The organism is Euzebyales bacterium (assembly GCA_036374135.1).
Lineage (GTDB): Bacteria > Actinomycetota > Nitriliruptoria > Euzebyales > JAHELV01 > JAHELV01.
The window spans coordinates 36,901-48,694 of record DASUUK010000094.1 but is presented as its reverse complement, the minus strand read 5'-3'; the positions used below and the strand labels follow the sequence as shown (position 1 = coordinate 48,694).

The 11,794-nt window shown below is 70.9% G+C and carries 11 protein-coding genes; 6 read left to right on the top strand and 5 right to left on the bottom strand.

Annotation, left to right across the window (positions count from 1 at the left end; translation table 11 throughout):
• Position 1: 1 nt before the first annotated feature.
• The 3 genes from VFZ70_15935 to rocD all read right to left on the bottom strand — a co-directional run bounded on the left by VFZ70_15935 (position 2) and on the right by rocD (position 2,721).
• Positions 2-325, bottom strand: a complete 324-nt coding sequence (locus tag VFZ70_15935; GenBank protein ID HEX6257298.1) for a hypothetical protein — start codon at positions 323-325, stop codon at positions 2-4.
• A 179-nt stretch (positions 326-504) separates the two neighbouring features.
• Positions 505-1,359 (bottom strand): hypothetical protein, encoded by an 855-nt coding sequence (locus VFZ70_15930; protein HEX6257297.1) that lies wholly within the window; start codon positions 1,357-1,359, stop codon positions 505-507.
• 162 nt (positions 1,360-1,521) lie between these two features.
• The gene (rocD, locus tag VFZ70_15925) at positions 1,522-2,721 is read right to left on the bottom strand and encodes an ornithine--oxo-acid transaminase (protein HEX6257296.1); all 1,200 of its coding nucleotides are present in this window, start codon (positions 2,719-2,721) and stop codon (positions 1,522-1,524) included.
• A 106-nt stretch (positions 2,722-2,827) separates the two neighbouring features.
• On the opposite strand from rocD, the gene VFZ70_15920 reads away from it, so the two are divergent.
• On the top strand, positions 2,828-3,280 hold the full coding sequence (locus tag VFZ70_15920; protein ID HEX6257295.1) for an Lrp/AsnC family transcriptional regulator: 453 nt from the start codon (positions 2,828-2,830) through the stop codon (positions 3,278-3,280).
• 48 nt (positions 3,281-3,328) lie between these two features.
• Here VFZ70_15920 and VFZ70_15915 read toward each other — a convergent pair whose 3' ends face one another.
• Positions 3,329-4,087: a dihydrodipicolinate synthase family protein gene (locus VFZ70_15915; GenBank protein HEX6257294.1), complete on the bottom strand. Its 759-nt coding sequence runs from the start codon at positions 4,085-4,087 to the stop codon at positions 3,329-3,331.
• Positions 4,088-4,223: 136 nt separating this feature from the next.
• Here VFZ70_15915 and VFZ70_15910 point away from each other — a divergent pair, with 136 nt between their 5' ends.
• Positions 4,224-5,051 carry an inositol monophosphatase family protein gene (locus VFZ70_15910; protein ID HEX6257293.1) on the top strand — a complete coding sequence of 276 codons (828 nt, stop codon included), beginning with the start codon at positions 4,224-4,226 and terminating at the stop codon, positions 5,049-5,051.
• 90 nt (positions 5,052-5,141) lie between these two features.
• Here the strand turns inward: VFZ70_15910 and VFZ70_15905 are convergent, their stop codons facing one another.
• The gene (locus VFZ70_15905; protein HEX6257292.1) at positions 5,142-6,317 is read right to left on the bottom strand and encodes a hypothetical protein; all 1,176 of its coding nucleotides are present in this window, start codon (positions 6,315-6,317) and stop codon (positions 5,142-5,144) included.
• Positions 6,318-6,584: 267 nt separating this feature from the next.
• On the opposite strand from VFZ70_15905, the gene VFZ70_15900 reads away from it, so the two are divergent.
• The 4 genes from VFZ70_15900 to VFZ70_15885 all read left to right on the top strand — a co-directional run bounded on the left by VFZ70_15900 (position 6,585) and on the right by VFZ70_15885 (position 11,770).
• Positions 6,585-7,799: an NAD(P)-dependent oxidoreductase gene (locus VFZ70_15900; GenBank protein HEX6257291.1), complete on the top strand. Its 1,215-nt coding sequence runs from the start codon at positions 6,585-6,587 to the stop codon at positions 7,797-7,799.
• Positions 7,800-7,923: 124 nt separating this feature from the next.
• Positions 7,924-9,012, top strand: a complete 1,089-nt coding sequence (gene serC / locus VFZ70_15895; protein HEX6257290.1) for a 3-phosphoserine/phosphohydroxythreonine transaminase — start codon at positions 7,924-7,926, stop codon at positions 9,010-9,012.
• 17 nt (positions 9,013-9,029) lie between these two features.
• Complete coding sequence (locus VFZ70_15890; GenBank protein ID HEX6257289.1) at positions 9,030-10,235, top strand: DUF1015 family protein; 1,206 nt, start codon at positions 9,030-9,032, stop codon at positions 10,233-10,235.
• 335 nt (positions 10,236-10,570) lie between these two features.
• Entirely contained in the window at positions 10,571-11,770 is a 1,200-nt protein-coding gene (locus VFZ70_15885) for a glycine cleavage T C-terminal barrel domain-containing protein (protein HEX6257288.1), read from the top strand.
• The last annotated feature ends 24 nt before the right edge of the window (positions 11,771-11,794 follow it).

The window sequence follows — 11,794 nt, the reverse complement described above, 5'->3', positions numbered from 1 at the left end:
GCTACGCGTCGTGGGCATCGGCGTCGGCGGCGTCGCCGTCCACCGTATCGGTGGCGTCACCGTCACTTGCGTCCGCGTCGGACGCGTCACCGTCCACCGCATCGGACGCGTCGCCGTCGTTCGCGTCGGCGTCAGCGTCCGCGCCGTCGGCATCCACCGCATCCGCATCGGATGCGTCGCCGTCCACCGCGTCGAGCGCGTCACCGTCGACCGCGTCGGCGTCGACCGCGTCGGCGTCGGTCGCAACCTCGTCACCGCCCGGCTCGCTCGAACCGCCGTGGACCGACTCGATGTCCTGCTCGGAAAGGCTGCGCTCGTCACTCATCTGGTGGAACTCCTGGGATCCGGGTGTGCGTGACGCCGAGACTACCCAGCCACACGGACCACGATCGCCGCCATGTCGGCCTTCGACCGTCAACGCCCGTCGAAGGCGTCGGTAGCCACCGGCGGTGGTGACGTGTCCCGGGTCGTCAGGCGGGTGCTGGCGCCCGCACGCGGCAACCGTCACATCGCTCGGGCGATCAGCTCCGCGAAGCGGTCGGCCGCGTGATCGTCACACCGCAGGAACAGCGACGGCTCGACGAGCTCGACCTCGAGCACCAGCGGGTCGCCGTCGGTACCGGGCAGCAGATCCACGCGCCCGTACAACAGCTCCGCCCGGTCGAAGGGCACGGCGTCGAGCGCCGCCTCCCCGGCGGCGCGCTCGGCGTCGGTGGGCGTGCGCGGATCGATCTGCTCGGCGGCGAACAGCCCACCGACCGTCTCGGTCGCGCCCGCGAGGATCGGGCCCTTGCGGATGGCATGGCTGAAGCGCCCACCCAGGTACACCAGAGCGGTTTCGCCGCGGTCATCGACCTGTTCGACGTAGGGCTGGACGATGACGTCCCGCCCCTGGTGGTGCAGTCGCCCGACCAGCGCGCGCGCCGCGGGATCATCGTGGTCGCTGAACCGCTCGGTGTCCTGTGAACCCGCCGACACCGCGGGCTTGACCACGAACGGGCCCGTGGGCGGCAGCGTCACGGGTTCGCCGGGCGCGAGGATCGTCGTCGGCACGATCGCCACGCCCCGCCCGTGGAGCTCCGCAAGGTAGCGCTTGTCGCTGCTCCACGCGATCACGTCGGTCCCGTTGTGGAGCCTGGTCACGGCCGCCACGTCCGCGGCCCAGCCGAGGAAGGCATCGCGCCGTCGCGGGTAGTCCCACGTGGAGCGCAGCACCACCAGATCGAAGCCGGCCCAGTCGACGTCACCGTCGTCCCAGACCGCCAGCGTCGGCCGCAGACCGCGGCGTTCGAGCGCCGCGTGCAGCACCGGTGCGTCGTCGTCGAGCCCGATGGCCTCCCCGGCGGTGGCCAGCGCCACCGAACCACTCATCACGAGGTGTCGGGGAGTCGATCCGTTCGCATCGTGACGAACCCTACTGCCCGTCGATGGTGTCGGGCAGAAACGACGTCGACGCGTGTCGCGCGATCACTGCGTGCGCTGACGACCACGACGCACCGACGGCGTCGATGACCTGCACCGTCACACGGTCGTCGCCAGCGCCTCGCCGAGGCGGTCGACGAGCAGATCGACCTCGTCGGCCGACACGGTCAACGGGGGACCGAGGCGGATCGTGCTGCCGTGGGTGTCCTTGGACAGCACGCCGAGCTCGAGGAGACGCTCGCACACCGAGCGGGCGGTGCGGCCCCCGGCGATGTCGATGCCCGCCCACAGTCCATGCGTGCGGATGCCGTCGACGTGGCGGCTGGGCAGCGTGGCGAGGCCCGCCGCCAGGCGCGCGCCCATCCGCGCCGCGTTGGCCTGTACCTCGCCGGTGCGCAGCAGCGCGACGACCGCACGAGCGACGGCGCACGACAGCGGATTGCCGCCGAAGGTGCTGCCGTGGGAACCGGGCGTCAGCACGCCCAGCACGTCCCGTCGGCTCACGACGGCCGAGACCGGCATGATGCCCCCGCCCAGCGCCTTGCCGAGGATGAACATGTCGGGCACCACACCCTCGTGGTCGATGGCGAACGTGCGCCCGGTGCGCCCCAGGCCCGACTGGATCTCGTCGGCGATCATCAGCACGCCGGCGCGGTCACAGATCTCCCGGACCCGAGTCAGGTAGCCGTCCGGCGGCACGATGACGCCGGCCTCGCCCTGCACCGGTTCGATCAGCACGGCGACCGTGTCGGCATCGATTGCCTCGGTCAACGCGTCGGCGTCCGCATACGGAACCGTCACGAACCCCGGCGTGAACGGCCCGAACCCCTCGCGCGCGTCGGGGTCGGTCGAGAAGCCGATGATCGTGGTCGTGCGGCCATGGAAGTTGTTGGCGAAGGTGACGATCTTCGCCCGGCCGGCCGGCACGCCCTTGACCGTGTAGCCCCAGCGCCGCGCGACCTTGATCGCGGTCTCGACGCCCTCGGCGCCGGTGTTCATCGGCAGCACCATCTCCATGCCGCACAGCTCCGCCACCTCGCGACAGAACCCGCTGAACTGATCGTGGGTGAACGCCCGGCTGGTCAGCGTGACCCGGTGCAGCTGCTCCTCGGCCGCAGCCACCAGCGCAGGGTGGCGGTGGCCGAAGTTCAGCGCCGAGTAACCCGACAGCGCGTCGAGGTAGCGGCGACCGTCGACGTCGGTGACCCAGGCGCCCTCCGCCTCGGTGATGACGACCGGCAACGGCGCGTAGTTGGGCGCCTCGAAGCTGGTCCGCTCGGCGGTGCTGAAGGTGGTCATTGTCGGCGACCTTCCTGTATGACGGCACACCGCCAGGGTCGGGTGACGGTCGATGTCTGTACTCTACGGCCCGACACGACAGACCAATAGGTTGGGATGTTCGGGAGTGGCCAGCGATTCGTTGCGCATCGACGAGATAGATCGCAAGATCATTGCGCAGCTCCTGCAGGATGGTCGACGCAGCTTCGCGTCGATCGGCGAGGCGGTGGGCCTGTCGGCGCCCGCGGTCAAGCGGCGCGTCGACCGTCTGCGGGACGCCGGGCTGATCGAGCGGTTCACCATCACCGTCGACCCCCGCGTGCTGGGCTGGCGGGTCGAGGCCTTCATCGAACTGTTCTGCGCACCGCGCACACCGTCGCAGCAGATCCGCGATGCCCTGGCCGATCATCCCGAGGTCGTGTCGGCGTTCACCATCACCGGCGACGCCGATGCCCTACTGCACCTGCGCGTCGCCGACGCCACCCACCTCGAGGCGGCGCTCGAGCGCATCCGGGCCGAGCCGATCGTCACCCAGACCCGCAGCGTGGTGGCGCTGTCCCGCCTGCTCGACCGCACCTGAGCATCACCCGCGTCGCTCCGTGCCGGGTTGGCCACGGGACGGGCGACCTCACGCGGCGCGGGTCGCCGTCGACGTCCCGAAGCGGTCGGCCATCAGCTCCTTGAGACCCCGCGGGAACGGATCGCTCATCGCGAAGTGCCCAGCGGTCAGCGCGCGCTGGGCGCCGGCATCCCCCGCGAACGCCTCGGCGCATCGCTCGGGCTCCACGTTGGCCAGTCCGAGGATGGCCCCGGCGCATCCGAGCGGACCGGCGAACGACAGCAGTGCCGACGAGCCGGTGTACAGCGGCAGCGATGTCGCGCGCAGGGTGCCGAGCAGCCGCTCGGGATCGCCGGTCGAGTCCTTGCAGCCGGCGACGGGCAACGTGCCGATCACGTCGACCGGCAGGCCCGGCGGCGACACCTTCGGGAAGTGGTACGCGAGCACGGGCAGGTCGCCGGCGACCGAAGCCACGCGCTCGTAGTAGGGCCGTGGATCGGGCGCCTGTGGCGGAGACAGCACCAGTACCGCGTCGGCACCACCGTCGCGGGCGCGGGCCGTGAGGTCGGCTGCCTGCCGCGCAGACGGGGCGCCCGTGCCCGCGATCACCGGCACGCGTGCGTCGACGGCCGACTGCACGGCGTCGAGCAGGCGGTCGCGTTCGTCGATGCTGAGCGTCGCCGCTTCACCGGTCGTCCCGGCGACGACGACGGCCCGCACCCCCAGGCCGACAAGTCGCGCGGCGTGATCGGCCGTGGCGACCGCATCCACCTCCCCGGTGTCGTCGAACAGCGTGACCAGCGCGACACCGACGCCTCTGAACATCATGGGCGCAGCGTACCCGGACGGCCATCACCACATGGTCCGACGAGCGGCGCCACCTGCACGACAATGCTCCGCGGACGTCGCAACGCCGCACGCCGTCCGGGTGCCGTGCTCACGAGGCGACACGACGAGGAACGAGATGGACCACGATCCCTCCGAACTGCTGGCGCTGGCGACCGACATGGCGCGTCAGGCCGGGCAACTGCTGTGCGCCTACGCCGAACGCGGCGGCCTGTCGGTCGACACCAAGACGTCGGCGACGGATCCGGTCTCGGCCGCCGACCAGGCGAGCGAACACCTCATCAGCGAGCGCATCCGCACGGCGCGACCCGACGACGGGCAACTCGGCGAGGAGCAGACCGGCGACCGCGAGGGCTCGACCGGCCTGCGCTGGGTCGTCGACCCGCTCGACGGGACGGTCAACTACCTCTACGGCATCCCGCAGTGGTCGGTCAGCATCGCGGTCGAGGACGCGGAAGGCCCGCTCGCGGGTGTCGTCCACGATCCCAGCCGGGGCGACGTGTTCACCGCGGTTCGTGGCGCCGGCGCACATCACAACGGGGAGGCGCTGTCGGTGAGGACGGTGGACGACCCTGCCGACGCCCTCGTCGCCACCGGCTTCGCGTATGACCCGGCGGCCCGTGCGGATCAGGGCCGGTTGCTGGCCGACCTGATCGGCTCGGTCCGCGACGTGCGACGGTTCGGTTCGGCCGCGCTCGACCTGGCCTGGCTGGCGGCCGGGCGCTGGGACGGGTACGCGGAGTTCACGATGCACCGCTGGGACTTCAGCGCGGGCAGCCTGCTGGTCTCCGAGGCGGGAGGGCGCGTGGATGGCTGGCAGATGGAGCTGGGCGGCGCGATGCACCGTGGGCTCACGGCCGGTGGTGTCACCGTCGTCGAGCACCTGAACGAGTGGCTGCGACGTGCGGGCGCCCGCCGGCTGCCGCTGTCGGAGTACATGGACTGACGCCGGCCCGGGTCCACGTGACGTTGCGGATCCACCACCGAACCGCCGCTGACCACGCCGGGGGCACGCTCGGTCCGCGCTTGACCGTCGTCACAGCGACTCGCCGTGCATCTCGGCGTGCAGCCTACGTGCCTGGGCGGCCCAACCGCCACGGCGCATCCGCGTGACGAGCTGCGGGCGACGCGCCTGCAGGTCGGCGATCGTGTCGTCATCGAGCAGCGCCAGCCGGCGGTACGACGTGATGCCCTCGGCGCGCAACTGCAACTCGAGCGCGGGGCCGATCCCGGCGATGCGTTGCAGATCGTCGGGGCCGGCCGACGGCTCGGACGCGGCTGTGGTCTCGGCCGCCGGTTCCGTGGACCCGTCGACCACGAGCGGCTCACCGATCTCCGGTTGATCCTGCGCCCCGCCGACGACGGTCCCGACCGCAGGCTCGTCGACCACGAGCGGCTCACCGATCTCGCGCTGGTCGAGCTCGGCATCGGCGCCAGCCTCCGACAGTTCGCGGTCGCCGGCCGGTTCGTCGACGGGCGCTGCGTCCCCGGTGGCGGGGGCGCCCTCAGCGGCGACGCCGGCGTCCGGCGTGGCCGCCTCGTCGGCAGTGACGTCGGGGGCCTCGTCCTCGACGGGCTCCACAGCGACCGGTCCGGCGTCCGCCGGTTCGCCACCGACCGGCGCAGCGACCTCCTGCGCCGCCGGTTCGTCCCGTACCGGCTCGTCCCAGGCGGCGTCATCGACTCCTCCCGCCGATCGGGCGTTCGCGGGGGGCGTCACGTCGATCGTGTGGTCGTTCTCGTCGCCGAGGTCCGCGTCGACAGCCGACTCGGTCCTCGACGGGCCGCGTGCTGCGAGCGAGACCTCCTCGGTGATGTCGGTGCGGTCGACGTCGTCGAGCCGTGTCACGCCCGACGGCGTGGTTGCGGCATCGGCGACGGCGTCGACCGGTCCGCCGGTGACTCCCTCGGCGACGTCCGCGTCCTCGTCGTCGCCCGTCGGTCGCTCGGGGCGACGCGTGCGCAGATCGGCGATCGTGGCGTCCCGTTCGTCGAGCAGTTGCTGGGAGTCGGAGAGCTGGCTCCGGAGCCGGATCATGTCCTTGTTCGCCAGCTCGAGCCGGGCCGAGGTCTCCGCCAATGCCGCGGTCGCCCGGTCGCGGTGACGGGCGACGTCCTCGTACAGCGCGCGCTCGACCCGCTCGCGGTGCAGCAGCCACCCGAAGAACAACCCGAGTGCGAACCCCGCCGCAAGCATCAGCAGCGCTACCACGATCGGCCTCCTGCTGTGACGTGTCGATTGGCCCCTCGCGTCACACCGGGCGACGGCTGGCGCGGTCCGCGTGCCTGCGGCACGCTCGCGCCAGTTCACTGCATCGTGGAGTACGACGCAAGAACGAACCCCTGTCTGGACGGGGCAGCCCACGACCGCCGACACCACCGCTGACACAACGCTTGACCCGGCTGTCACCGCGGGGCACGATGCGTCGCGTCATCGGCAACGGTTGTGTTGAACGCAACACACAGCCCGGAGGTCGCCGTGCACCTGTTGTTCGCGGACCCGTTCCACCCGGACCACGCTCAGGCGGTGCGCGACCGCGGCCACGCGTGCACCTTCGAGCCGGGGCTGTCGTCCGATGACCTCCCCACGGCGATCGCGGGCCAGGACGTCCTCGTGGTCCGCAGCACGAAGGTCACCGCCGACACCGTGGCCGCCGCCGACTCGCTGGGCATGATCATCCGCGCCGGCGCGGGGACCAACACGATCGCCAAGGCGGCCGCCGCCGAACGTGGGATCTACGTGTGCAACGTGCCGGGCCGCAACGCGATCGCGGTGGCCGAACTGGCGTTCGGCCTGGTCGCGGCGCTGGACCGCCGGATCCCCGACAACGTCGCCGACCTCAGGGACGGCCGGTGGGACAAGAGGCGCTACTCGCAGGCCGGCGGACTGTACGGGCGCGCGGTCGGCGTCGTCGGGCTGGGGGACATCGGCCTGGTCTTCGCCGAGCGGGCGGCGGCCTTCGGGATGCGCGTGCACGCGATCGCGCGTGAAGGTCGACCCGCCGACGTCGTCGCGCGCGCCGAACGCGCGGGGATCACGTTCGTGGATGACCTGCAGACTCTGGCGTCGTCGTGCCAGATCCTGTCGTTCCACGTGCCTCTGAACGAGGACACACGTGGGATGGTCGATGCCGAACTCCTCGATCACGTCCCGCCGGGCGCCTGGATCATCAACACGTCGCGGGGCGAGATCGTCGACGACGACGCCCTGCTCGACGCGATCGAGGACAAGGACCTGCGGGCCGGACTGGACGTGTTCAACGACGAGCCGCCGTCCTCGACCGGCACGTTCGACTCGCTGCTCGCCCAGCACCCGAACGTGTACGGCACCCACCACATCGGGGCGTCCACGGATCAGGCCCAGCGCGCGATCGCCGCTGAGGTCGTGTCGATGCTCGATGCCTACGAGCGCGGCGAGATCCGCAACTGCGTCAACATCGAGTCACAGCCGGTCGGCAACGCGACCCTCGTGGTGCGCCACCTCGATCAGGTCGGCGTCCTGTCAGACGTGCTCAACGTGCTGCGCGGCTGCGAGCTCAACATCGAGCAGATGCACAACACCATCTTCGCCGGTCGGACGGCCGCGGTCGCCACCATCCACACCAGCGGTGCCACCCCGGACGACCTCGCCGACCGGGTCAACGCCATCGACCGCGTGCTGCACGCGAGCGTGCGGCGGGCGAGCGAGGGCTGACCGTGCCTGCGATCCCACACCGACGTGGCGAACCGGCCGCGGGACCGGCAGGATCGCCCACACCGGCCGTCGGACACCGCTGGCGGCCACACATCGACCGCGCACGAGGCGACAGGTACGAGACATGAGCACCCACCGCGTCCACAACTTCAGCGCCGGGCCGTCGACGCTTCCGCTGCCGGTCCTCGAGCAGGTCCGCGACGAGTTGGTCGACTACCGGGGCAGCGGGATGTCGCTGCTGGAGATGAGCCATCGGGGAGCCCACTACGACGCCGTGCACACCGAGGCCATGCAGCTGGCCCGCGAGGTGTTCGCCCTGCCGGACGACTTCGACGTGCTGTTCGTGCAGGGTGGCGCGACGCTGCAGTTCGCGATGGCGCCCGCCAACCTGCTGACCGACGGTGCATCGGCCGCGGTTGCGCGCACAGGGTCGTGGTCGCGCAAGGCGCTCGCGGACGCACAGGCCTACGGTACGACCTACATCGCCTGGGACGGCGAGCCCGAGCGCTACACGCGCATGCCGACCGCCGACGAGATCGACGTGCGTGCGGGCACGCGCTACCTGCACGTGTGCTCCAACGAGACGATCGAGGGGATCCGGTTCGCCGAGTTCCCCGACGTCGGCGTCCCCCTCGTCGCCGACATGTCCAGCGACATCGCGACACGTGAGCTGCCCTGGGAGCGCTTCGACCTGGTGTACGGCGGCGCGCAGAAGAACCTCGGACCGGCCGGCCTGGCGCTCGTCTTCCTCCGTCGGGACACGCTGGGCTCCATGCGCCACGACCAGGGCGCGTACCTGCGGTACGCGATCCACGTCCAGAAGGACTCGCTGTACAACACCCCTCCCGTGTTCTCGATCTGGGTCACCGGCAAGGTGTTGCGCTGGATCCTCGACGGTGGCGGGCTGAAGGCGATGACCGCGGCCGCGGAGCGCCGCGCCGGGGTCGTCTACCGGGCGATCGACGAGAGCGACGGGTGGTACGAGTGCCCCGTCGACCGCGCGAGCCGCTCCCTCACCAATGTGGTGTTCCGGCTTCCCGACGACGACCTCGAAGCGCGGTTCCTGGCCGAGGCGGCGGATCGTGACTTCGTCGGCCTCAAAGGCCACCGCAGCGTCGGTGGGTGCAGGGCAAGCCTGTACAACGCGATGCCGCAGGCCGGCGCCGACGCGCTCGCCGAGTTCATGCACGACTTCCGGAACCGGGCCGGCTGATGACCCAGGCGCCGCGGATGACGGTCCGGCTCGGCATCCGCCCCGCGCACCTGCACGTCGTCGCCCCTGGGGTGGCGTCCCGCGTCGCCGCCCCCGCGTACGACACCCTGCCTGCGTGGGCCCGGGCGCACCGCGCGCGTGACCCGCTGAGCTTCCTGCACGTGCTGCGCGCGGCCGACAGCGATCCCGACCGGCGACGCAACCGCCGCGCGCTCGAACGCCTGTTGCGTGGCGATGTGTTCGACGCCGGCACCGGGCCGCGCTTCGCGTGGTACCGGCTGACGACGCCGGACGGGCACATCCAGACCGGTCTGGTGGCCGAGGTGGCGATCCGCGACTACGACGACGGCCGCATCATCCGCCACGAGCACACCCGGGCGGATCGCGAGGAGCGCCTCGCAGCCTTCCAGCAGGCGGTGCCGGCGGACGCCAGCCCGGTGGGGCTGGCGTTCCGGGCCGACGCGAGACTGCGGGCCCTGCAGCGCCGCGCAACCGCCATGCGACCTCATGTGGACTTCACGAGTCACGACGGGACGGAGCACGCGATCTGGACGACCTCGGATCCCGCGGTGATCGGCGAGGTGCAGGACGCGTTGGCGACGATCGACCGGCTGTACGTGACCGACGGGCACCATCGGCTGGCGGCAGCGTCACGTGTCGCCGCGGACGGTCGCGCTGCCGGAGCCGACGTCGATGCTCCGGACCAGTGGGTCCTCGCCGCACTGTTCCCCGACGACGAACTGCGCATCCTGCCCTTCCACCGCGCCGTCACGAGGCCGCACGGCATGACGACGGAGCGACTCGTCGCGATGATCGCGTCCCACATCGCTGTGGAGCCGGTCGCGGCGGCAGGTGTGCCCGCCGCGCCGCACACCTTCCTCGCATGGGTCGACGGCGGGTGGTACCGCCTGCGGGCCGACGTCGGGGCCATCGGGGACGCACCGCTCGACGCCCTGGACGTCACGGTGCTCCAGCGCCAGGTGCTCGAGCCGGCGTTGGGCGTCCACGAACCACGCCTGGACCCCCGGCTGACGTACGTGGCCGGCGACGCCGACGCGGTCGTCGAGCACTGCCGGCGTACGCAGTCGATCGGATTCATGCTGCGACCGACATCCATGGCCGAACTCATGAGGGTCGCTGACGCCGACAGCGTCATGCCTCCGAAGTCGACGCTCTTCTCTCCGAAGACGTGCGCAGGGGTGGTCCTCCGCCTCACGGAATGACGTTGCCCGATCACGCCCCGAATTTCCCAGACGGGCTCTTGACGGGGCCCACCGCGATGGACACACTGTTGCGCCATTAGCTCTCGTGTTTCGCATACAGCAACGACGAGCCTGGAGCGTGCGTGACATCGTCGGCCCTCGGCGGCGTATCCGGACCCGCCGGTCGGCGGGCCTGCACGCGCGGGCGCAGGCGGAGCGCACGATGACCTTGGCCTCAGCCCGCGACCGGGACGCTGTGGCCGGAGGTCGGCAGACCACATCGGGTCGATCGGCTACGACCGGGACCGCGAGGATGACGACCGTCGCCCCGCGTCCCCACCCAAGGAGGAATCGCGTTGGCGATCAATGAGAACCCCGGCATCCTGCTGTACCCGCGGATCCGCCGGACGCCGTACTACTACGCTCACCGCGAGCACGGCGTCAAGCTGTACAGCGTGTACAACCGCATGTACCACCCGCGCCTGTACAGCGATCCGCTCGACGAGTACGACGCGTTGGTCAACCGCGTCACCCTGTGGGACGTCAGCGTCGAGCGACAGGTCGAGATCACCGGGCCTGACGCATTCGATTTCGCCAACATGCTCGTGCCTCGTGACCTGAACAAGTGCAAGGTCGGGCAGTGCAAGTACGTGTTCATCACGTCGCCCGAGGGCGGCATCCTCAACGACCCGATCCTCCTGCGGCTCGAGGAGAACAAGATCTGGTTGTCGCTCGCCGACAGTGACATCCTGCTGTGGTGCAAGGGCCTGGCGTACAGCTCCGGCATGAACGTCAAGATCTCCGAGCCCGACGTGGCGCCCGTCCAGATCCAGGGTCCGCGCGCCGCCGCGGTCGCCCGCGACCTGTTCGGCGACAGCATCCTCGAGATCCCCTACTACCACGCCGAGGAGCGCGAGCTGGACGGCCTGCGCACCGTCGTGTCGCGGACGGGGTTCTCGGGTGAGATCGGCTACGAGATCTACCTGCACGACGCGACCCGCGACGGCATCAAGCTGTGGAACACCGTGCTCGAGGCGGGCGCTCCGCACGAGATCCAGGTCGTCGGCCCCGGCCACATCCGGCGCATCGAGGGCGGGTTCCTGTCGCAGGGCAACGACATGGACTTCGACACCAACCCCTTCGAGGTCGGTTACGGCTTCGAGGAGACGTGGATGGTCGACCTCGACCAGGAGGCCGACTTCATCGGCAAGAAGGCGCTGAAGCGCATCAAGGCCGAGGGCGTCAAGCGCAAGCTGGTCGGCGTCGAGATCGACGGCGGGCACGTCGGCTTCTTCAGCGACGGCTCGATGCCCGACTTCTTCCCCGTGTTCGACCCCGACTCCGGTGAGACGGTCGGCAAGGTCACGTCCGCCACCTGGTCGCCCGCGTTGGAGCGCAACATCGGGTACGCCATGGTGCCGGTGCGCTACGAGCCCTACGGCACCGAGCTGGTGGTCGAGACCCAGCACGGCCGAAACCGCGCCGTCGTGGTCGAGAAGCCGTTCGTCGACCCGAAGAAGGACAAGCCCAAGCAGGACGCCGCCGCCATCGTCTGATCGCGTCGGACCGGGTGGGTGGCA